The 20,687-nt window shown below is 73.2% G+C and carries 17 protein-coding genes and 2 pseudogenes; 7 read left to right on the top strand and 12 right to left on the bottom strand.

All coding sequences use genetic code 11. The features are described from left to right. Positions 1-2 precede the first annotated feature (2 nt). The 3 genes and pseudogenes from ybeY (at position 3) to ACFV9J_RS27205 (ending at position 2,210) form a co-directional block, all read left to right on the top strand. Positions 3-500 carry an rRNA maturation RNase YbeY gene (gene ybeY / locus ACFV9J_RS27215; RefSeq protein WP_109032989.1) on the top strand — a complete coding sequence of 166 codons (498 nt, stop codon included), beginning with the start codon at positions 3-5 and terminating at the stop codon, positions 498-500. Beyond that, entirely contained in the window at positions 497-1,801 is a 1,305-nt protein-coding gene (locus ACFV9J_RS27210; RefSeq protein ID WP_385358106.1) for a hemolysin family protein, read from the top strand. The genes ybeY and ACFV9J_RS27210 overlap by 4 nt, the downstream gene beginning before the upstream one ends. After that, positions 1,798-2,210: pseudogene (locus tag ACFV9J_RS27205) on the top strand (MmcQ/YjbR family DNA-binding protein). Before ACFV9J_RS27210 ends, ACFV9J_RS27205 begins: the two are co-directional and overlap by 4 nt. Here the strand turns inward: ACFV9J_RS27205 and ACFV9J_RS27200 are convergent. Further along, on the bottom strand, positions 2,172-3,632 hold the full coding sequence (locus tag ACFV9J_RS27200; protein ID WP_385358103.1) for an MFS transporter: 1,461 nt from the start codon (positions 3,630-3,632) through the stop codon (positions 2,172-2,174). The pseudogene ACFV9J_RS27205 and the gene ACFV9J_RS27200 sit on opposite strands and share 39 nt — an antisense overlap. 113 nt (positions 3,633-3,745) lie before the next feature. Between ACFV9J_RS27200 and ACFV9J_RS27195 the strand changes: the two genes are divergently transcribed. The 3 genes from ACFV9J_RS27195 to era all read left to right on the top strand — a co-directional run bounded on the left by ACFV9J_RS27195 (position 3,746) and on the right by era (position 6,053). Beyond that, the gene (locus tag ACFV9J_RS27195) at positions 3,746-4,639 is read left to right on the top strand and encodes a helix-turn-helix transcriptional regulator (protein ID WP_181849438.1); all 894 of its coding nucleotides are present in this window, start codon (positions 3,746-3,748) and stop codon (positions 4,637-4,639) included. A 38-nt stretch (positions 4,640-4,677) separates the two neighbouring features. Beyond that, complete coding sequence (locus tag ACFV9J_RS27190) at positions 4,678-5,034, top strand: cytidine deaminase (protein ID WP_385358100.1); 357 nt, start codon at positions 4,678-4,680, stop codon at positions 5,032-5,034. A gap of 65 nt (positions 5,035-5,099) precedes the next feature. Further along, complete coding sequence (gene era / locus ACFV9J_RS27185) at positions 5,100-6,053, top strand: GTPase Era (RefSeq protein WP_385358098.1); 954 nt, start codon at positions 5,100-5,102, stop codon at positions 6,051-6,053. Between the two features lie 190 nt (positions 6,054-6,243). Here the strand turns inward: era and ACFV9J_RS27180 are convergent, their stop codons facing one another. After that, a complete protein-coding gene (locus tag ACFV9J_RS27180; RefSeq protein WP_385358095.1) occupies positions 6,244-7,464 on the bottom strand; it encodes a carbohydrate kinase family protein in 1,221 nt (406 codons plus the stop codon). Between the two features lie 81 nt (positions 7,465-7,545). After that, positions 7,546-8,841 carry a glucarate dehydratase family protein gene (locus ACFV9J_RS27175; RefSeq protein ID WP_385358093.1) on the bottom strand — a complete coding sequence of 432 codons (1,296 nt, stop codon included), beginning with the start codon at positions 8,839-8,841 and terminating at the stop codon, positions 7,546-7,548. Between the two features lie 152 nt (positions 8,842-8,993). Here ACFV9J_RS27175 and ACFV9J_RS27170 point away from each other — a divergent pair. Further along, positions 8,994-9,938 (top strand): annotated as a pseudogene (locus tag ACFV9J_RS27170) (MFS transporter); the annotation flags it as partial. A 19-nt stretch (positions 9,939-9,957) separates the two neighbouring features. On the opposite strand, the gene ACFV9J_RS27165 reads toward ACFV9J_RS27170, so the two are convergent. The 9 genes from ACFV9J_RS27165 to hrcA form a co-directional block, all read right to left on the bottom strand. Then, the gene (locus ACFV9J_RS27165) at positions 9,958-10,956 is read right to left on the bottom strand and encodes an adenosine deaminase (protein WP_385358091.1); all 999 of its coding nucleotides are present in this window, start codon (positions 10,954-10,956) and stop codon (positions 9,958-9,960) included. A gap of 20 nt (positions 10,957-10,976) precedes the next feature. After that, positions 10,977-11,882 carry a ribonuclease Z gene (locus ACFV9J_RS27160; RefSeq protein ID WP_385358089.1) on the bottom strand — a complete coding sequence of 302 codons (906 nt, stop codon included), beginning with the start codon at positions 11,880-11,882 and terminating at the stop codon, positions 10,977-10,979. Between the two features lie 20 nt (positions 11,883-11,902). Then, positions 11,903-12,256, bottom strand: a complete 354-nt coding sequence (locus ACFV9J_RS27155; protein WP_003976256.1) for a histidine triad nucleotide-binding protein — start codon at positions 12,254-12,256, stop codon at positions 11,903-11,905. A 272-nt stretch (positions 12,257-12,528) separates the two neighbouring features. Then, positions 12,529-15,732: a S41 family peptidase gene (locus ACFV9J_RS27150; RefSeq protein ID WP_385358087.1), complete on the bottom strand. Its 3,204-nt coding sequence runs from the start codon at positions 15,730-15,732 to the stop codon at positions 12,529-12,531. 87 nt (positions 15,733-15,819) lie between these two features. Further along, complete coding sequence (locus tag ACFV9J_RS27145; protein ID WP_385358085.1) at positions 15,820-16,308, bottom strand: hypothetical protein; 489 nt, start codon at positions 16,306-16,308, stop codon at positions 15,820-15,822. A gap of 226 nt (positions 16,309-16,534) precedes the next feature. Continuing rightward, positions 16,535-17,284 carry a 16S rRNA (uracil(1498)-N(3))-methyltransferase gene (locus tag ACFV9J_RS27140; protein WP_385358082.1) on the bottom strand — a complete coding sequence of 250 codons (750 nt, stop codon included), beginning with the start codon at positions 17,282-17,284 and terminating at the stop codon, positions 16,535-16,537. Continuing rightward, positions 17,281-18,375 carry a nitronate monooxygenase gene (locus ACFV9J_RS27135; RefSeq protein ID WP_385358079.1) on the bottom strand — a complete coding sequence of 365 codons (1,095 nt, stop codon included), beginning with the start codon at positions 18,373-18,375 and terminating at the stop codon, positions 17,281-17,283. The genes ACFV9J_RS27140 and ACFV9J_RS27135 overlap by 4 nt, the downstream gene beginning before the upstream one ends. A gap of 88 nt (positions 18,376-18,463) precedes the next feature. Beyond that, positions 18,464-19,600, bottom strand: coding sequence for a molecular chaperone DnaJ (dnaJ, locus tag ACFV9J_RS27130; protein ID WP_385358078.1), 1,137 nt, complete (start codon positions 19,598-19,600; stop codon positions 18,464-18,466). Next, positions 19,601-20,617, bottom strand: coding sequence for a heat-inducible transcriptional repressor HrcA (hrcA, locus tag ACFV9J_RS27125; RefSeq protein ID WP_052838210.1), 1,017 nt, complete (start codon positions 20,615-20,617; stop codon positions 19,601-19,603). Positions 20,618-20,687: the final 70 nt, after the last annotated feature.

Genomic DNA, 20,687 nt, shown 5'->3' with positions numbered 1-20,687 from the left:
CCATGTCGATCGACGTCAACAACGAGTCCGGAACCGAGGTCGACGAGCAGGCGATCCTCGACATCGCCCGCTACGCGCTCGCGCGGATGCGCATCCACCCGCTCTCCGAACTGTCGGTGATCGTCGTGGACGCCGGCGCCATGGAGCAGCTGCACATCCAGTGGATGGACCTGCCGGGTCCCACCGACGTGATGTCCTTCCCGATGGACGAGCTGCGTCCGCCGTCCAAGGACGAGGAGGAGGCGCCGCAGGGGCTGCTCGGCGACATCGTGCTCTGCCCGGAGGTCGCCGCCAAGCAGGGCACCGAGGCGCCGACGGAGCACTCCATGGACGAGGAGCTGCAGCTCCTGACCGTCCACGGGGTGCTGCACCTGCTGGGGTACGACCACGAGGAGCCCGACGAGAAGGCCGAGATGTTCGGTCTGCAGGCCGCGATCGTGGACGGCTGGCGTGCGGAGAGGGGCCTGACCGGCCCGTCCCCGGCCCCGACGGTCTCATGAGCCTGCCGCTCGTCGCCGGTGCCGTCGCCCTGGTGGTGGTCGCCTGGCTGGCCGCGTGCGCGGAGGCGGGGCTCGCGAGGGTCTCCAGCTTCCGCGCCGAGGAGGCGGTACGGTCCGGGCGCCGGGGCGGCGAGAAGCTCGCCCAGGTCGCCGCCGACCCGACGCGCTACCTCAACGTGGCGCTGCTGGTCCGCGTCGCCTGCGAGATGGCGGCCGCCGCACTGGTCACGTACGCCTGTTTGCAGGAGTTCGCCAACACCACCGAGGCCCTGCTCATCGCCATCGCGGTGATGGTGCTGCTCTCCTACGTCGCCGTCGGGGTGTCCCCGCGCACCATCGGGCGCCAGCACCCGCTGAACACGGCGACCGCCGCGGCGTACGTGCTGCTGCCGCTGGCCCGGATCATGGGCCCGATCCCCTCGCTGCTGATCCTCATCGGCAACGCGCTCACCCCCGGCAAGGGCTTCCGCCGCGGCCCCTTCGCCTCGGAGGCGGAGCTGCGGGCGCTGGTGGACTACGCGGAGAAGGAGTCCCTGATCGAGGCCGAGGAGCGCCGCATGGTGCACTCGGTGTTCGAGCTGGGCGACACCCTCGTGCGGGAGGTCATGGTGCCGCGCACCGACCTCGTGGTCATCGAGCGCTACAAGACCATCCGGCAGGCCCTCACCCTCGCCCTGCGCTCCGGTTTCTCCCGGATACCGGTGACCGGCGACAGCGAGGACGACGTCGTCGGCATCGTCTACCTGAAGGACCTGGTCCGCAGGACGCACATCAGCCGGGACGCGGAGAGCGACCTGGTCTCCACCGCGATGCGCCCGGCGTCCTTCGTGCCGGACACCAAGAACGCCGGTGACCTGCTGCGCGAGATGCAGAAGGAGCGCAACCACGTCGCCGTCGTCATCGACGAGTACGGCGGCACGGCCGGCATCGTCACCATCGAGGACATCCTGGAGGAGATCGTCGGCGAGATCACCGACGAGTACGACCGGGAGCTGCCGCCGGTGGAGGAGCTGGGCGGGGACCGCTTCCGGGTCACCGCGCGCCTGGACATCGGCGACCTGGGCGAGCTGTACGGCTTGGACGAGTACGACGACGAGGACGTGGAGACGGTCGGCGGTCTGCTGGCGAAGGCGCTGGGCCGGGTCCCGATCGCCGGGGCTTCGTCGATCGTGGAGCTGCCCGACGGCCGTGAGCTGCGGCTGACGGCGGAGGCTGCCGCGGGCCGCCGGAACAAGATCGTGACGGTGCTGGTGGAGCCGGTGGGCGCGGCGAAGCCGGCCGAGGAGGCCGGGTCCGAATGACCCCCGGGGAACTGCGCGACTTCTGCCTGTCCTTCAACGCCTCGGTGGAGGACTTCCCCTTCAACCCGGAGACCTCCGTCTTCAAGGTGCTGGGCAAGATGTTCGCGCTGACCTCGCTGGACGGGCGCCCGCTCACGGTCAACCTCAAGTGCGACCCGGACGACGCGATCCGGCTGCGCGACGACCACCCGGGGCTGATCGTCCCGGGCTGGCACATGCTGTGTCCTCTGGGGGGCACCCCCAGACCCCCAAGCGGCACTGGAACACGGTGACGGTGGGCGCCGGGCCGGACGGCAGTCCCGAGGGCCGGCTCCCGGACCGTGTCGTCCGGGAGCTGGTGGAGGACTCGTACGACCTGGTCGTCGCCGGCCTACCGCGCGCCGACCGTCTCCGCCTCGACCGCCCCTGAGCCCGCCGGGCGGTTGATGCGCAGCCCCACCGCGACCAGTACGGCCGCCGCCAGCACGATCGCCGCGTCCAGGACCAGCACCGTGTGGACGCCGGAGCGCAGGTCCGTCGCGGTGGTGGCCAGCACGCCGAGCAGCGGGATGCCGACGGTGATGCCGACCTGCTGGGTGGAGGTGACCAGGCCGGTCGCCAGGCCCTGCTCCTCGTCGGGGACGCCGGAGGTGACGGTCAGGCCGTAGGAGATGATCGCGCCCAGGTGGCACATGCTGGCCAGGGAGATCGCCGCCGTGGCGAGCACCACCGACCAGTTGCCCTCCCCGATCGCCAGCAGGGGCAGCCCCAGCAGGCCCTGCCCGGTGAGCGCGCCGACCAGGGTGCGGCGGGCGCCGAAGCGGCCGATGACGCGGGGTGCGAGGGAACCGGCCACCACCGACAGCACACCCTGCACGCCGAAGACGAGACCGGTCTCGAAGGCGCTCAGCCCCACGATCTCCTGGAGGTACAGGGTGAGCACGAAGACGACCGTCGACATCATGGAGAAGGTGACCAGGCCGCCCAGGTTGCCCCAGGCCACCGTGCGGCGGCGCAGCATCGGCAGGGAAACGAGAGGGGCCGCGCTGCGCGATTCGACAGCCACGAAGGCGGCCAGGAGCAGCAGGCCCGCGGCCAGGGTGACGAGGACGTCGGTGCGGCCGAAGCCGTGCTCGGCGGCCGTGGTCAGGGCGTAGATCAGGGAGAGCAGCCCGCCGGTGACGGTGACCGCGCCCGGGACGTCGAGGCGGGGCCGCTCGGGAGTGCGCGACTCGGGCAGCAGGCGGGGCGCGAGGGGCAGCACGACGAGTGCGAACAGGGTGAGCAGTCCCATCGTGGAGCGCCAGCTCAGCAGGTCGGTCAGGACGCCGCCGGCCACCATGCCGACGGTGAAGCCGAGCGAGAGCAGGGTGCCGGAGATGCCGAGGGCGCGGTCGCGGGCGGGGCCCTCCGGGAAGGTCGTCGTCAGCAGCGACATGCCGGTCGGGACGATGGCCGCCGCACCGAGGCCCTGGAGGGCGCGCCCGGCGAGGAAGGAGGCCGGGTCCCAGGCGAGGGTGGCCAGCAGGGAGGCGGCGCCGAAGAGCGCGAGCCCGGCGAGGAAGAGCCGCCGGCGGCCGTAGAGGTCGCCCATGCGCCCGAAGAGCAGCAGGAACCCGCCGGACGGCAGCGCGAACGCGGTGACCGCCCACTGGAGGGCGGAGGTGCTCATGCCGAGGTCCGCGCCGAGCACGGGCAGGGCGACGTTCAGGACGGAGAAGTCGAGCGCGACCATGAACTGGGCCGCGCAGAGCACGAACAGGACCAGCCGGTCGCGGGCGGAGAGCCGTGGAGCGGGCGGTTTGGCCGCCACGGGGTCCGGGGTGGAAGTCGGGGTGGTGTCGATCGCCATGGACATGAGCGTCGGGCCCCCGGAATAGTTGTGGGGAGACGCCGATTGTTCTGGTGGTGCCACCACCAGGCACCGGCAGGCACCACAAGCATGGCTACGGGGGGAGTGCGTACGTGCCGGACGTGATCACGAGGACCGGGACCGCGGGCCGGGACCGGCGCCGCAGTGAACTGCGGGAGTTCCTGATGAGCCGGCGGGCGCGGGTGTCCCCGGCCGAGGTCGGCCTGCCGGACGGCGGGGCGCGGCGCCGCACGCCGGGGCTGCGCCGCGAGGAGGTGGCCGTGCTCGCCGGGGTGGGCGCGTCCTGGTACCAGTGGCTGGAGCAGGGCCGCGACATCTCCGTCTCCCCGCAGGTGCTGGACGCGGTCGGCCGGGTGCTGCGGCTCAGCAACACCGAGCGCCGCCACCTGTACGTGCTGGCGGGGCTGAACCCGCCCGCGGCCGAGGTGGAGCCGTCGAAGCGGGACATGTGCGAGGGGCTGCGGCGCCTGATCGACACGTGGATGCCGTATCCGGCGCACATCATGGACCGGTACTACAACTGCGTGCTGTACAACGACGCGGCGGCGATGGTGCTGGGCATGCGGCCCGAGACGACGTGGAACTGCATCCTCGACTTCTTCACCGACCCCCTCTACCGCTCCCGGGCCCGCAACTGGGAGCACAACGCGCGCACGGTCGTCGCCCAGTTCCGCGCGACCTGTGCGGCCAACCCGGACGACGAGGGCTTCCAGCAGGTGCTGGCGGACCTGAAGGGGGCCAGCGCCGAGTTCGCCGCACTGTGGGAGGAGCGGGACATCGAGGACGCGGGGCAGATCCGCAAGGAGCTGGACCACCCGCTGGTCGGCCTGCTCAGCCTGGAGTCGACGGCGCTCCAGGTCCCCGCCCGCCCCGACCTGACCATCGTGCTGCACACCCCGCTGGAGGAGGCGAACACGGCGGCGAAGCTGGAGTGGCTGGCCTCGCCGGAGGGCCGGCGCGGGGCGATGTACCCGGTGGCGGGGTGAGCGGCCCGGGGCCCGGCGGGGCTCCGTATGCTCACCCCATGACCACCGAGACTCCCGGCCTCGACCCCGAGGACCGCAAGATCGTCACCCTGGCCCGCTCGGCCCGCGCCCGCAACGGCGTGCCCGAGGGCGCGGCCGTTCGCGACGAGACCGGCCGCACGTACGTCGCCGGCACGGTCGCCCTGGACTCCCTCCACCTCAGCGCCCTGCGCACGGCGGTGGCAATGGCGGTGGCCTCCGGCGCGAAGTCCCTGGAGGCGGCGGCGGTGGTGACCGAGTCGGAGTCGGCGTCGGAGGAGGACCGGGCGGCGGTGCGCGACCTGGGCGGAGCGGGGACGCCGGTACTGGTGGCTTCGCCCGACGGCACGGTACGGGCCACGGTGAGCGCGGGCTGACGCTCGCGGGCCCGGCGGACGACCGTGGTACGGCGGGGCTTCGGGGATCAGGGACAATGGGCGCCATGAGCGTTCGTACCCAGTCATCCGAAGAACCGGCCGAGACTGTTCACCGGGCCGGCTTCGCCTGCTTCGTGGGCCGTCCCAACGCGGGCAAGTCCACCCTTACGAACGCTCTGGTCGGGCAGAAGGTGGCGATCACCTCCAACCGCCCGCAGACCACCCGGCACACCGTGCGGGGCATCGTGCACCGCGAGGAGGCCCAGCTGATCCTGGTGGACACCCCTGGGCTGCACAAGCCGCGCACGCTGCTGGGCGAGCGGCTCAACGACGTGGTGCGCACCACGTGGGCCGAGGTGGACGTGATCGGCTTCTGCCTGCCGGCCAACGAGAAGCTGGGCCCCGGTGACCGCTTCATCGCCAAGGAGCTGGCGGGGATCAGGAAGACCCCGAAGGTCGCGATCGTCACCAAGACCGACCTGGTGGACTCCAAGACGCTGGCCGAGCAGCTGATCGCGATCGACCAGCTCGGCCAGGAGCTGGGGATCACCTGGGCGGAGATCGTCCCGGTGTCCGCCACGGCGAACCAGCAGGTCGACCTGCTCGCCGACCTCCTCACCCCGCTGCTGCCCGAGGGTCCGGCGCTCTATCCCGAGGGTGACCTGACGGACGAGCCCGAGCAGGTCATGGTCGCGGAGCTGATCCGCGAGGCCGCACTGGAGGGCGTACGGGACGAGCTGCCGCACTCCATCGCGGTGGTCGTCGAGGAAATGCTCCCGCGCGAGGACCGCCCCGCCGACAAGCCCCTCCTCGACATCCACGCCAACGTCTACATCGAGCGCCCCAGCCAGAAGGGCATCATCATCGGCCCCAAGGGCAAGCGCCTGAAGGACGTCGGCATCAAGTCCCGCACCCAGATCGAGGCCCTCCTCGGGACCCCGGTCTTCCTCGACCTGCACGTGAAGGTCGCCAAGGACTGGCAACGCGACCCGAAGCAACTGCGGCGCCTCGGGTTCTGACCCGCCCCGGACACCCCGGACCCAGGCCCCGCAACCACCCGACCGACCCCCACAGCCACACCCCGCCACGCGGCGGTAGCCGCACATTGATACAGCCTGGACCTGCACGTGAAGGTCGCCAAGGACTGGCAACGCGACCCGAAGCAATTGCGGCGCCTCGGGTTCTGAAGCTCCCGAGGGGCAGCGGCCGTCAGGGTGTTGGGCGGCGGAAGCCGATGGTGGGGACAGCGCGGCGCAGGGGCCAGGAGCCGGGCCGGGTGTCGGGGACCAGGTCGGCCAGGAAGGCGTAGCGGCGCAGGGCCGTCGGGTCCTGGCTCTCCACCGACTGGACCTTGCGCCACCAGGTGGCGATCTCGCACCAGCCGGGTGCCGACAGCGAGCCGCCGAACTCCTGGACGGACAGGGCCGCGGTCAGGCCCGCGAAGGCGAGCCGGTCGGCGAGCGGCCAGCCGGCCAGGGTGCCGGTGACGAAGCCGGCCACGAAGACGTCCCCCGCGCCGGTCGGGTCCAGGGCCTCCACCTCGATGGCCGGGACCTCGGCGCTCTCCCCCGTACGCCGGTCGACCGCGTACGCACCGTCCGCGCCGAGGGTCACCACGGCGAGCGGCACGTGCTCGGTCAGGGCGTGCGCGGCGGCGCGCGGGCAGGTGGCGCCGGTGTAGCGCATGGCCTCCTCCGCGTTCGGCAGGAAGGCCTCGCAGTGCGCGAGGTCGGGCAGTCCGGCCAGGTCCCAGGCGCCGGTGTCGTCCCAGCCGACGTCGGCGAAGACGCGGGTGCCGCGCGCGGCGGCCTGGGCGATCCAGGGGGCGCGGACACCGGGCGTGAGGGAGGCGACGGCGGCACGCGCGCGGGGCGGGCAGTCGGGGGACGGCTCCTCCGGCGGCGGTTCGTGGCCGTGGGAGACCATCGTGCGCTCCCCCTCGTACGCCATCGAAACCGTCACCGGCGAGTGCCAGCCGGGCACGGTGCGGGACGGGGACAGGTCGATGCCCTCGCCCTGGGCGAGCGCGTCCCAGCAGTAGTCGCCGTAGTGGTCGTCGCCGAAGGCGGCGGCCAGCGAGGTGCGCAGGCCGAGGCGGGCCAGCGCGGTCGCCATGTTGGCGATGCCGCCCGGGCTCGACCCCATTCCGCGGGCCCAGGACTCGGTGCCGCGTACCGGGGCGGAGTCGAGGCCGGTGAAGACGACGTCGAGGAAGACGGTGCCCGTCAGGTACACGTCCCAGGGCGGGTCCTGCGGGGTGCGCAGGGCGGCGAGGGGGTCGACCTCGGGGCGGTGGTGCGCTCCCTCGCCCTGGGTGTGGCGGTGGGTTCGCTCCTCGGCCGGCACGACGGGCATGACGGGCATGGCGGGCATGGCGGGCATCTCGGACGCGGTGGCAGTTGACACGGTGGACACGGTGGAGGCTGTCACGGTGCGCTCCCTGGCATGGTGCGGATCAGGCCAGTGTGCACCACGGCGCGGACAACCCGGCGCAGGAACCGGGACCGCCGGTCACCAGCGCGGCACGGCCGGGGTGACCCACGCGGGGTCGGCGACCCGCATCGCGGCCGCGTCGTCGCGCTCGCGGAGCGTGCCGTCGTCGTCGAGCCAGCGGCGGTGGAGGAACGCCAGCCGGTCACGGTCGAGTTCGACGCCGAGGCCCGGGGCGTCGGAGACGCCGACCCGGCCGCCGTCGAAGGTGAGCCGTTCGGTGAGCACGTCCTCGGACTGCCAGGGGTAGTGGGAGTCGCAGGCGTGGTGGAGGTCGGGCACGGTGGCCGCCACGTGGGTCATGGCGGCGAGGCTGATGCCCAGGTGGGTGTTGGAGTGCATGGAGACGCCGATGCCGAAGGTGCGGCAGACGGCGGCGAGTTGCTGGGTGTTGCGCAGTCCGCCCCAGTAGTGGTGGTCGCAGAGCACGACCTGCACGGCGCCCTGGGTGAACGCCTCCTGGATCTCGGCGAACGTCGTCACGCACATGTTGGTCGCGAGCGGCACCCCGGTCCGCGCCGCGACCTCGGCCATCGCGGGCGTGCCGAGGGCCGGGTCCTCCAGGTACTCCAGGACGTCCCCGAGTTCCCCGGCGACCTTCAGCGAGGTCGAAACGGACCAGGCCCCGTTGGGGTCCAGACGCAGGGGGTGCCCGGGGAACGCCTCGGCGAGGGCCCTGACGGCGGCGACCTCCTCGTCGGGCGGGAAGACGCCGCCCTTGAGCTTGAAGGAGGTGAAGCCGTACCGCTCGGTGAAGGCGCGGGCCTGGGCGACGACTCCGGCCGGGTCGACGGCGGCGCCCCAGTCGTCCTTCTCGCTCGCCACGCCCTCCGGGTGGTCGGCCCACTTGTAGAAGAGGTACGCGCTGTACTCGACGGTGTCGCGGACCTTGCCGCCGAGCAGCGCGTGCACGGGCAGGCCGAGCGCCTTGCCGAGGGCGTCGAGGCAGGCGACCTCGAAGCCGGAGACGACGGACAGGCGCAGCTTGTCGGCGGTCTGGACCCCGCGCAGCCCGCCGACGTCGACCTGTGCGGAGACCCGGGAGGAGTCCACGGCGACCTCGTCGGCGAGGGTGGACAGGCCGTTGAGGTCGCTCACCCGACGCCCCACCAGCTTGTCCGCGAACGGGCGGGCCAGCTCCAGGTACTTGGTGTCCCCGTAGGTCTCGCCGACGCCGGTGACCCCGTCGGCGGTCTCCACCTCCACGATCAGCCGGGGGGTGTACGGCTGGTGCACGCCCTGTGTGTTGAGCAGCGGCGGGTCCGCGACGAGGATCGGCGTGAGGCGGACGGCGGTGACGGTGAGGTCGCGGGTCACGGGGCGGCTCCTACGAGGTCGAGTCCGGTGGGATCTCGTCATCTCCACCGCTCATGTCATCGGGTCGTGCCTTGTCTTCGTATGTAGATGTAATCCATGTATGGAGATGGAGATTAGATAGGCGACCGGGGAGCGTCAATGGGTCGACGGCATCGGAACGCGTCGGCGCGGTGTACCTGACGGTGCCCCACCTCGGCCGGGCGCACGGGCTGCCGCTGGCCGCGATCGCCCTGACGGCGCTGGCGGTGTGGCCGCTGACCGGCCGCCTGCCGGGTCCGACGGCCGCCCCCTCCCCGGCCGCACCCGGCACCGACGCCACCGCCCCGCTACCCCACCGCCGTTCGGGGCTCGTCCTCGCCGTCACCGTGCTGTGCTGGTCCCTGGCCCAGAACTCCCTGTGGGGCGTCAGCGGCCGGATCGGGCTGACGCAGGCCGGCCTCGGTGACGCCACCCTCGGCGTGATCTTCGCCGTCGCGCTGGGCGCGGGCCTGGTGGGCGTGCTGGTGGCGGGCGCGCTCGGGCCGCGGCTGGGGCGGGCGATGCCCGTCGGCGCCGGCACGGTGCTCATCGCGGGCTGCATCGCGGTGAGCGCGTCGGCGACGACCCCGACGGCGTTCGCCACCGGGGAGATCGCCTGGAACACCGTCTATCCGGTCGTCCTGTCGTACCTGATCGGCCTCGCCGCCTCGCTCGACGCGCGCGGCCGGTGGGCGGTGCTCGTCGGCTCGGCGTCCTCGCTGGGCACGGCGGCCGGGCCGCTGGCCGGCAGTGTCCTGTCGGCGCAGGCCGGTTACGCCGGCATGGGGATGATCCTGGCCGCCGGGCTGCTGCTGGTCGCCGCGCCGCTGACCGCCGTCGCACTGCACACCGCGGGGCGCCCGCTGCTGCCCGGCGCGATCCGCCGCCGCGGCGGCACCCCGGCCGCGCTGGTCGCCGCCGCCACCGGAACGCCGAGCGGTGCGGTGCCCGAGGTCGGTGCCGTGGAGCAGCCGGTCGTGGAGATCGCCGTGGAGGTCCCGGCGGTGGCCGTCCAGGGCGCCTACGACACGGCGGGACCCCGGCAGGCGGCGGCCGCACCGGGGTCCGGGCCGGGCTGAGACCCGCGTACGGGATCCGCTACGCGGCGGGGAACTCGTACGCCTCGACCTCCGCGAGGTACCGCGCCCGCAGTTCCTCGTCGTCCTCCAGGAAGGAGGCGAGGAACGAGTTGCGGGCCAGTTCCCGCAGCCGCTCCCCGGTCAGGCCGAGGGCCTGGCGCACGGCGTCGAAGTTGTCGCCCGCGTAACCGCCGAAGTAGGCCGGGTCGTCGGAGTTCACCGTGCACATCAGGCCCGCGTCGAGCATCGCGGGCAGCGGGTGGTCGGCGAGGGTGTCGACCGTGCGCAGCCGCACGTTGGACAGCGGGCACAGGGTGAGCGGGACGCGCTCGCGCACCAGCCGCTCGACCAGCGCCGGGTCCTCCACCGAGCGCAGCCCGTGGTCGATCCGTTCGACGCCGAGGACGTCGAGGGCCTCGACGACGTACGCGGGCGGCCCCTCCTCGCCCGCGTGCGCGACCCGGCGCAGGCCGAGGGCGGCGGCGGCCGCGTACACCTCGCGGAACTTGACCGGCGGGTGGCCGACCTCGGCGGAGTCCAGGCCGACGCCGGTGATGCGGTCGAGGTACGGCCCCGCCGCGTCCAGCGTCGCCATCGCCGACTCGGCGGACTCGTCGCGCAGGAAGCAGAGGATCAGCCGGGTGGAGACGCCGTGGTTCTCGCGACCCGCGCCCAGCGCCCGCCACAGCCCCTCCACCACCGTGCCCATCTCCACGCCCCGGGCGAGGTGGGCCTGCGGGTCGAAGAAGATCTCGGCGTGCCGGACGCCCTGGGCCGCGGCACGGGCGAGGTAGGCGTTGGCGAGGTCCTCGAAGTCCCGCTCGGTGCGCAGGACGGCCATCAGTTCGTAGTACAGGTTCAGGAAGGACTGGAGGTCCGCGAAGCGGTACGCCTCGCGCAGCGCGTCCTCGTCCGCGTACGGCAGGGACACGCCGTTGCGGGCGGCCAGCGCGAAGGCCAGCTCCGGTTCCAGGGTGCCTTCGATGTGGAGGTGCAGTTCAGCTTTGGGCAGGGGCATCAGAGCATCGTACGGCGGTTTCACCGACGTTTCGGAACCGGTACGCGGGTGAGGTCCCGGGCCACGGTCAGCTCGCCCTCGTATCCGGCCGCGCGCGCCTGCCGTTCGAACTCCTCGGGCTCGGCGTAGCGCTGGCTGAAGTGGGTCAGGACCAGGTGCCGTACGCCCGCGTCCCGGGCCACCCGGGCGGCCTGGCCGGCGGTGAGGTGGCCGTGGTCGGTGGCGAGGGTCTCGTCCTCGTCCAGGAAGGTGGACTCGATGACGAGCAGGTCGCATCCCTCGGCGAGCGCGTGCACGCCCGGGCAGAGCCGGGTGTCCATGACGAACGCGAACCGCTGGCCGCGGCGGACCTCGCTGACCTCGTCGAGCACGACGCCGCCCAGCGAGCCGTCGCGCTGGATGCGGCCCACGTCGGGGCCCTTGATGCCGTGCGCGGCCAGGCGCTCGGGCAGCATGCGGCGGCCGTCGGGCTCGGTGAGCCGGTAGCCGTACGACTCGACGGGGTGCGACAGCTTGCGGGCGTCCAGGGTGTAGGCGGGGGTGACCGCGAGGGGGCCGTCGGCGGCGACCGGGGCCTCGGTCAGGGCGACGGTCTCGCGGTAGGCGGTGGCGTAGCGCAGGCGCTCGAAGAAACGCTGCCCGGAGCGCGGGTAGTGGGCGGTGATCTCGTGCGGGACCCGGTCGAGGTTGATGCGCTGGATCACCCCGGCGAGGCCCAGGCTGTGGTCGCCGTGGAAGTGCGTGACGCAGATCCGGTTCAGGTCGTGGGCGGCGACCCCGGCGCGCAGCATCTGGCGCTGGGTGCCCTCGCCGGGGTCGAACAGGATGCCCTCGCCGTCCCAGCGCAGCAGGTAGCCGTTGTGGTTGCGGTGCCGGGTCGGGACCTGGCTCGCGGTGCCGAGGACGACGAGTTCGCGTACGGACATCGTGGGTGATCCGGTCCGGGCTATCCGGGGGGCCATTCCAGGCCGCGGCCGCCGAGCACGTGGGCGTGCGCGTGCCAGACGGTCTGGCCGGCGCCGCTGCCGGTGTTGAAGACGGTGCGGTAGCTGTCCAGCTTCTCGTCGTCGGCGACGGCCTGGGTCTCGCGCAGCACGTCGGCGGCGAGCTGCGGGGCTTCGGCGGCGAGGGCGGCGGCGTCCTTGTGGTGGGCCTTGGGGATCACCAGGACGTGGGTGGGGGCCTGCGGGTTGATGTCCCGGAACGCGACGGTCGTGTCCGTCTCGCGGACGATCGTCGCGGGAATCTGCCCTGCGACGATCTTGCAGAACAGACAGTCGTCCTGGGGTTCGCCAGCCACTTGGCTCTCCTCACGCCGGTGATCTTCTAGTGGGCATCGTATCCGCCACCGCCGCCGCCATAGCTGCGGGCAGTCGGCCGCCGTAGCTGCGGGCAGTCGTGCCGCCGTAGCTGCGGGCAGTCGTGCCGCTGGGGCGGCACGGGTGGGCGCAGCGGCACCCCGCTCCGCCGGGCCGCGCTCCCACCCGGGGGCGACACCGTCACCGGAATCGGTGGGGCGCCGCCCGCCGTCGTGGGCGCCGGGTGGGTGTGCTCACCGGCGGGCGCCGCAGGCTAGGGCAGGCTCGGCGGTGTCTTCGCCGGGGTTTCCTCCAGTGCCGCCAGCGCCAGCGCGATCGCCTCGTCCAGTTGGGGATCGCGGCCCGCCGCGTGGTCCTGCGGGCGCTGAGGGACCTCGACGTCGGGGTCGACGCCGTGGTTCTCCACGCCCCAGCCGTAGCCCTCCAGCCAGAACGCGTACTTGGGCTGCGTGATCAGCGTGCCGTCGACCAGCCGGTAGCGGCTGTCGATGCCGATGACGCCGCCCCAGGTGCGGACCCCGACGACCGGGCCGATGCCCAGCGCCTTGATCGCCGCGTTGACGATGTCGCCGTCGGACCCGGAGAACTCGTTGGCGACCGCGACCACCGGCCCCCGGGGCGCGTCCAGCGGGTAGCTGGTCGGCCGCATGCCGCGCGGCAGGTCCCAGCCGACGATGCGCCGGGCCAGCTTCTCCACCACCAGTTGGGAGGTGTGCCCGCCGCGGTTCTCCCGGACGTCGACGACCAGGCCCTCCCGGGCCACCTCGACGCGCAGGTCGCGGTGGATCTGGGCCCAGCCGGGCGCCTGCATGTCCGGGACGTGCAGATAGCCGAGCCGGCCGCCGGACTTGTCGTGGACGTAGGCGCGGCGGTCGGCGACCCAGGCGTGGTAGCGCAGCGGCTCCTCGTCGGCGAGCGGGACGACGACGGCGTGCCGCACCTCGCCGCCGCCGGACGGGGAGACGGTCAGCTCGACCGGCTTGCCCGCCGTACCGACGAGCAGTGGTCCGGGACCGGTGACCGGGTCGACGGCCTGTCCCGCGACCGCGACGATCGCGTCCCCGGCGCGCACCGCGACCCCGGGTGCGGCGAGCGGGGAACGGGCGTCGGGGTCGGAGGTCTCGGACGGCAGCACGCGGTCGATGCGCCAGGCACCGTCCTCGTGGCGGGAGAGGTCGGCGCCGAGCAGGCCCTGCCGGGCGCCGGAGCCGTGGCCGCCGCGCGGGGTGACGTAGGCGTGCGAGGTGCCCAGTTCGCCGTGCACCTCCCACAGGAGGTCGACCAGGTCGTCGTGGGTCGCGACGCGGTCCAGGACGGGCCGGTAGCGGTCCAGGACGCCGTCCCAGTCGACGCCGTTCATGTCGGCCCGCCAGTAGTGGTCGCGCATGATGCGGCCGGTCTCGTCGAACATCTGCCGCCACTCGGCGGCCGGTTCGACGGTCTGCCGGACCCGGCCCAGGTCGACACTGATGTTGGTGTCGCTGTCCTCGTCGCCGGAGGCCCGCCGGTCGCTGGGTACGACCTTGAGCCGGCCGTCGGTCCACAGCAGCACCCGCTTGCCGTCGCCGCTGACCTCGAAGTGGTCGGCGTCGCCGCCGAGGTGCTCGACACGCTGCTGGGCGAGGTCGTAGCGCTCCAGCTCGGTGTTCGGGTCGGGGTCCTCGGGGTTGGCGCGGGAGGCGCCCAGGACGCCGGTGAGGGGGTGGCGCAGCCACAGGACGCCGTCCTTGGCGGCACGCAGCCGGGAGTAGCGGGCGGCCTCGACCGGGAAGGGCACGATGCGGTCGGCGAGGCCCTCGATGTCGATCCGGGTGGTGGGGGTGCCCTCGCTGTCGGGGGTCTCCTCACGGTCCGGGGTCTCGAAGGGGCGGCCGTGGCGCTGCGGGCCGAAGGGCGAGGGGGTGGTCGCGGCGAGGGTGATCAGGTAGGGCCGGGCGCCCTCGACGAAGGCCAGGTCGAAGACGTGCTCGTCGTAGACCGGGTCGAAGGAGCGGGTGGAGAGGAAGGCGAGGTGCTTGCCGTCCAGGGTGAAGGCCGGCGAGTAGTCCTTGAAGCGCAGCGGCGTCGCCTCGCTCACCGACAGGTCGGTGGTGTTGGCGAGCTTGAGCTGGCGCAGCGGGTCGGGGCCGGGGTGGGACCAGGCGAGCCAGGAGGAGTCGGGCGAGAAGACCAGGCCGGAGGCGTCGCCGTCCTCGCTGCGGTCGACCTCGCGGACCTCGCCGCTCTCCCGCTCGACGAGCAGGACCCGCCCGTCGTGCGAGGCTACGGCGACGCGGCTGCCGTCGGGGGCCACGGCGAGGTGCAGCACCCGGCCGAGCTGCCCGGCGGCCAGGCGCCGTGCGGTGGCGCCGGGGGCGAGTCCGGTGGCGGGCGCGAACTCCAGGGCGTCGTCGCCCTCGGCGTCCGTCACCCACACCACCCACTCCTCGCCGTCGGCGCGGAAGGTACGCGGCAGCCGGGTGCGCACGCCCGGGGTGGCCGCCAGCGCACGGGCGGGTCCGGAGCGGTGGGTGACCCAGTGCACGCCGCCGCGCACGGCGACGGCGCTGCCGCGCGCGGTGTGGTCGGGGGACGCGGAGCCGAACCAGCGGGCGGCGTTGACCGGGTACGACTGGAGGTCGACGCGGGCGCCGCCGAGCCGGATGTCCAGACGGCGCGGTTCGGCGCCGTCGAGGTCGTCGAGGGTCCACAGCTCACCGGCACAGGAGTAGACGACGCGGCTGCCGTCGGTCGCGGCGTGGCGGGCGTAGAAGCCGTCGAGTGGTGTGTGCCGGCGCAGGTCGGAGCCGTCGGCGAGGGAGGAGTAGAGGGCGCCGGTGCCCTCGTGGTCGGAGAGGAAGGCGATCCGGTCGCCGACCCAGAAGGGGTACTCGATGTTGCCGTCGAGATCGGCGTGCAGGCGCACGAACTCGCCGTCGTCCTCGCGGTCGATCCACAGCTTGCCCGCGGTGCCGCCCCGGTAGCGCTTCCACCAGGCGGCCTCGCGGCCCATCGGCGCGGACAGCAGCACGGTGTGCGGGCCCTGGGCGACGTCGCCGACGGGTCCGTAGGGCAGGGTGGCGGCCGGGCCGCCGTCGAGCGGGAGGGCGCGGGCCCAGCTGCGGCGCAGGCTGGCCTGGCCGTAGGTGCTCAGGGCGAGGACGCGGCCGTCGGCGGTCCAGCCGCGTACCTGGGTCCTGATGCTGCCCCAGTGGGTGAGGCGCTTGGCGGGGCCGCCCTCGACGGGGGCGACGTGCACCTCGGGGGCGCCGTCGCGGGTGGAGGTCCAGGCGACCGTGGTGCCGTCGGGCGAGATCCGCGGGTGGTTCACCGGCACGTTGTCGGCGCTGGCCCGCCAGGCACGGCCGCCGTCGAGCGGGGCGAGCCACACGTCGTCCTCGGCGGTGAAGGCGACCAACTCGCCGTGCGGGTGCGGAAAGCGGAGGTAGGCAGGCGCTGCGGGCTGAGTCACCCCCATACCCTATGCAGGGGCGCGGCCCGCCGACAGAGGTTTGGATCACTTCCGGCCGAGGACCCGTCCGGTCCCGGCCGAGGACCCGTCCGGCTACTTGCCCTCGACCGGCCGGCAGTGCGGGTCGTCCGGGCACCAGATGGTCCGGGTGACGGTCACGGTGGGCCCCGGCCCGTCCTGGGAGGGCCGGTTCGCGGGCGGGGCGCTGGTGGCGTCGCAGTTGCCCAGCCCCTTCACCCGGAACCACTCCTTGCCGTCCACCTTCGCGGTCAGGCCGCCGCGCACGCAGGCGCCGTCGACGACTCGGGTGACCTTGCCGTCGACGGTGATGTCCTTGCCGTCGTCGGTCCTGCCCTCGCAGTGCACGGAGGCCACCGCGTTCTCGCTCGCCGAGGCCGTGGTGCCCTTGTCGCCGTAGGAGGCGGTGCAGGTGAGCCAGCGCACCTGCGCCTTCTGCCGCTGCAGTTCGCGGGTCACGGTCTGGTCGGTCGTGTAGGCGACCGTCGCCGAGCCGAGTCCGCCCGGCTCGCACGCGACGAGACCACCGACGGCGACGGCCGAACCGACGGCCACCGGAGCCATGCGCCAAATCCGTCTCAACGCCCCCATAGAGGGCAGCCTGCCACCGCTCCGGAACCGGCGGTAGGGCGCATACGGCCACTCCTCACCACCGTGGGCGCCATGGGCAACGACCGCAGGCAGCGCGGGCTCGTCGTGGACGCGCTCACGCTGTACCGGGACGGGCCGTCACAGGACCGGCCGTCACAGGACCGGACCCGGCACCGTCGGAAGCCGGCTTTCGGCGCCGTCAGGACCAGCGGCCGGTGCGGGCCAGGAGTACGGCGGTCGCGGCGGTGCCCGCGGTGGAGGTGCGCAGGACGCTGCGGCCCAGGCGGTAGGGGTCCGCGCCGGCCTCGGCGAAGAGCGTCAACTCGTCCGGGGACACCCCGCCTTCGGGGCCGACCACCAGCACGATGTCGCCGGAGGCGGGGAGTTCGGCGTCGGACAGGGGGACGTCGCCGCTCTCGTGGAGGACGGCGGCGAAGTCGGCCGCGGCCAGAAGTGAGGCAACCTGCTTGCTGCTCGCGGCGTCCGCGACGTCGGGGAAGCGGACCCGGCGGGACTGCTTGCCCGCCTCCCGGGCCGTCGCCCGCCATTTGCCGAGCGCCTTCAGGCCGCGCTCGCCCTTCCACTGCGTGATGCACCGGGACGCCGCCCAGGGCACGATCGCGTCGACCCCGACCTCGGTCATCGTCTCGACGGCCAGCTCACCGCGGTCGCCCTTGGGCAGGGCCTGGACGACGGTGATGCGGGGCTGCTCGGCGGGCTCCTCGCGCACGCCGCCCGGGACGGTGACGACCAGGCGGTCCTTGCCCTCGGCGGCCTTCACCGAGCCCTCGGCCCAGTGGCCGCGCCCGTCGGTGAGAACGACCTCCTCACCCGCCCGCAGCCGCTTCACGGAGACGGCGTGGCGTCCCTCGGGGCCGTCGAGGACGTACTCCCCCGCGGGCAGGTCCTGCGGCCGCAGCGAGTCGACCACGAACACCGGTGCCGTCATCGGGCGCCGCCCCCCGTCGCATAGCCCGACAACCCCGACAACGCTGTCCCGACGTCGGCGAGTTCGGACACCAGCACCTCCACCAGCTGACCCGCGGGCAGCTCCCGGGCCATCCGGTGGCCCTGTCCCGCCCAGAGCGCCATGCCCTGCGCGTCGCCGGTCTTCGCCGCCGCCCTGCGCACCGGCGAGGTGAGGTGGTGCACCTCGGGGTAGGCGGCGGGGGCGTAGCGGCCGTGCTCGCGCAGGAAGCGGTTGACCAGGGCGCGGGCCGGGCGGCCGGAGAAGGCGCGGGTGAGTTCGGTGCGGACGAAGAGCGGGTTGGTCAGCGCCTGCTTGTGCAGGTCGTGCGCGCCGGACTCGGGGGTGGCGAGGAAGGCGGTGCCCAGCTGGGCCGCGCTCGCGCCGGCCGCGAGGACCGCGGCGATCTGGCCGCCGCGCATGATGCCGCCGGCGGCGACGATCGGCAGGCTCACCGCCTCCCGGACCTGGGCGACCAGCGACAGCAGTCCGGTGCCGGCGCCGCCGGTCTCCGGGTTGTCCCGGTGGGTGCCCTGGTGGCCGCCGGCCTCCGTGCCCTGGGCGATCACCGCGTCGGCGCCGGACTGCTCGACGGCCCGGGCCTCGTCCGCGGTGGTCGCGCCGACCAGGGCGAAGGTGCCCACACGGTGCAGGGAGTCGACGACCTCGCGGCTGGGCACGCCGAAGTGGAAGGACACCACCGGCACGGGGTTGTCCAGCAGGACGGCGAGCTTGGTGTCGTAGCCGTCGTCCCGGCCGCAGTCGGGGTCGCCCAGCTCGGTCTCGTACCAGGCGGCCTCGCCGGCCAGCTGGTGGGCGTAGACGTCGACGGCCGCGGGATCGGCCGTCTCCGGCTGCGGGAGGAAGAGGTTGACGCCGAAGGGACGGCTCGTGAGCCCCCTCAGCTGCTTGATCTCCTGGTACATCCCGTCCGCGGTCTTGTACCCGGCGGCCAGGAATCCCAGCCCGCCCGCCTCGGACACCGCGGCCGCGAGCCGCGGCACGGAGACGCCGCCCGCCATGGGCGCCTGCACGATCGGGTAGGGGAAGAGATCGGTCAGTGCGGAGGACATGACGGCATGTTGTCACGTCCTCCACACAAGTCCGAATCCGGGCTTCCGTTGGCATACGCCAGGAGCATCCGCATCACGGCGTACGGCGTCAGCGCCCGTTGAACGCGTCCTTCAGCCGGGAGAACAGCCCCTGCTGCCCCGGCTGGAACTGCCCCGTCGGGCGTTCCTCGCCGCGGAGCTTGGCCAGCTCGCGCAGGAGGCGTTCCTGTTCGGGGTCGAGCTTGCCCGGGGTGGTGACCTCGACGTGGACGATGAGGTCGCCGCGGCCGCCGCCGCGCAGGTGGGTGATGCCCCGGCCGTGCTTCGGGATCGACTGGCCGGACTGGGTGCCCGGGCGGATGTCGACCTCCTCCATGCCGTCGAGGGTCTCCAGCGGCACCTTCGTGCCGAGGGCCGCCGCCGTCATCGGGATGGTGACCGTGCAGTGCAGGTCGTCGCCGCGGCGCTGGAAGGTGGAGTGCGGCAGCTCGTGGATCTCGACGTACAGGTCGCCGGCGGGGCCGCCGCCGGGGCCGACCTCGCCCTCGCCCGCGAGCTGGATCCGGGTGCCGTTGTCGACACCGGCCGGGATCTTCACCGTCAGGGTGCGCCGGGAGCGGACCCGACCGTCGCCCGCGCACTCGGGGCACGGGGTCGGGACCACGGTGCCGAAGCCCTGGCACTGCGGGCAGGGGCGCGAGGTCATGACCTGGCCCAGGAAGGAACGGGTGACCTGCGAGACCTCGCCGCGGCCGCGGCACATGTCACAGGTCTGGGCCGACGTGCCCGGGGCCGCGCCCTCGCCGTTGCAGGTGTTGCAGACGACCGCGGTGTCGACCTGGATGTCCTTGGTCGTACCGAAGGCGGCCTCGTCCAGCTCGACCTCGATGCGGATCATCGCGTCCTGGCCGCGGCGGGTGCGCGAGCGCGGCCCGCGCTGCGACGCCGTGCCGAAGAACGCGTCCATGATGTCCGAGAAGTTCCCGAAGCCGCCCGCGCCGAAGCCGCCCGCGCCACCGCCGGCGGCCTGCGAGAGGGGGTCGCCGCCGAGGTCGTAGACCTGCTTCTTCTGCGGGTCCGACAACACCTCGTAGGCGGCGTTGATCTCCTTGAACCGCTCCTGGGTCTTCGGATCGGGGTTGACGTCCGGATGCAGCTCGCGCGCGAGCCTCCGGAACGCCTTCTTGATCTCGTCCTGGGAGGCGTCGCGGCGCACGCCGAGTACGGCGTAGTAGTCCGTGGCCACCTACGACTCCGCCAGGATCTGTCCGACGTACCGTGCCACTGCGCGTACCGCTCCCATCGTTCCCGGGTAGTCCATGCGGGTCGGTCCGACCACGCCGAGCTTGGCAACCGCCTCGCCGCCCGAACCGTAGCCGACCGACACGACGGACGTTGAGTTGAGTCCCTCGTGGGCGTTCTCATGACCGATCCGTACGGTCACGCCCGGATCCTTCGCCTCGCCGAGCAGCTTGAGGAGCACGACCTGCTCCTCAAGGGCTTCCAGCACCGGCCGGATCACCAAGGGGAAGTCGTGCCCGAAGCGGGTCAGATTGGCGGTGCCGCCGATCATCAGCCGCTCCTCGTTCTCCTCGACCAGCGTCTCCAGGAGAGTGGAGAGCACGGTGGAGACCGTACCGCGATCCTCGGCCTCGAAGGGCTCCGCCAGATCTTCCACCAGAGCCGGCACATCCGTGAAACGGCGCCCCGCGACCCGGCTGTTGAGCCGCGCCCGCAGATCGGCCAGCGACGCCTCGCCGAACGGCGCCGGGCAGTCGACCATCCGCTGCTCGACCCGCCCGGTGTCCGTGATCAGCACGAGCATCAGGCGCGCGGGCGCGAGCGAGAGCAGTTCCACGTGCCGCACGGTCGAGCGCGTCAGCGACGGATACTGCACGACGGCGACCTGCCGGGTGAGCTGCGCCAGCAGCCGCACCGTGCGGGCCACGACGTCGTCGAGGTCGACCGCGCCCTCCAGGAAGTTCTGGATGGCACGCCGCTCGGGCGCGGTCATCGGCTTGACGCCCGCCAGCTTGTCGACGAAGAGCCGGTAGCCCTTGTCGGTCGGGATGCGCCCGGCGCTGGTGTGCGGCTGTGCGATGAACCCCTCGTCCTCCAGGGCCGCCATGTCGTTGCGCACGGTGGCCGGGGAGACGCCGAGGTTGTGCCGCTCGGTGAGGGCCTTGGAGCCGACCGGTTCCTCGGTGCCGACGTAGTCCTGGACGATGGCGCGCAGCACCTTCAGCCTGCGTTCACTGAGCATCGGCGCGCACCTCCAGCTGTCGTCCGCCCGTTTCGGCCCGTCTGGCCCTGTCCGACTTGTCTGCCCTGGC

Origin of the sequence: Streptomyces sp. NPDC059906 (assembly GCF_042730645.1) — a bacterium.
In the GTDB taxonomy this organism is placed as follows: domain Bacteria; phylum Actinomycetota; class Actinomycetes; order Streptomycetales; family Streptomycetaceae; genus Streptomyces; species Streptomyces rubrogriseus.
Note: the sequence above shows the minus strand (reverse complement) of the source record. Positions and strands in the feature narration are given on the sequence as shown.

Bases quoted from the DNA above. Each gene is read 5' to 3' on its own strand.
- ybeY (WP_109032989.1), top strand. From the start codon at position 3: ATGTCGATCGACGTCAACAACGAGTCCGGAACCGAGGTCGACGAGCAG.
- ACFV9J_RS27210 (WP_385358106.1), top strand. From the start codon at position 497: ATGAGCCTGCCGCTCGTCGCCGGTGCCGTCGCCCTGGTGGTGGTCGCC.
- ACFV9J_RS27200 (WP_385358103.1), bottom strand. From the start codon at position 3,632: ATGGCGATCGACACCACCCCGACTTCCACCCCGGACCCCGTGGCGGCC.
- ACFV9J_RS27190 (WP_385358100.1), top strand. From the start codon at position 4,678: ATGACCACCGAGACTCCCGGCCTCGACCCCGAGGACCGCAAGATCGTC.
- era (WP_385358098.1), top strand. From the start codon at position 5,100: ATGAGCGTTCGTACCCAGTCATCCGAAGAACCGGCCGAGACTGTTCAC.
- ACFV9J_RS27165 (WP_385358091.1), bottom strand. From the start codon at position 10,956: ATGCCCCTGCCCAAAGCTGAACTGCACCTCCACATCGAAGGCACCCTG.
- ACFV9J_RS27160 (WP_385358089.1), bottom strand. From the start codon at position 11,882: ATGTCCGTACGCGAACTCGTCGTCCTCGGCACCGCGAGCCAGGTCCCG.
- ACFV9J_RS27150 (WP_385358087.1), bottom strand. From the start codon at position 15,732: ATGGGGGTGACTCAGCCCGCAGCGCCTGCCTACCTCCGCTTTCCGCAC.
- ACFV9J_RS27145 (WP_385358085.1), bottom strand. From the start codon at position 16,308: ATGGCTCCGGTGGCCGTCGGTTCGGCCGTCGCCGTCGGTGGTCTCGTC.
- ACFV9J_RS27140 (WP_385358082.1), bottom strand. From the start codon at position 17,284: ATGACGGCACCGGTGTTCGTGGTCGACTCGCTGCGGCCGCAGGACCTG.
- ACFV9J_RS27135 (WP_385358079.1), bottom strand. From the start codon at position 18,375: ATGTCCTCCGCACTGACCGATCTCTTCCCCTACCCGATCGTGCAGGCG.
- hrcA (WP_052838210.1), bottom strand. From the start codon at position 20,617: ATGCTCAGTGAACGCAGGCTGAAGGTGCTGCGCGCCATCGTCCAGGAC.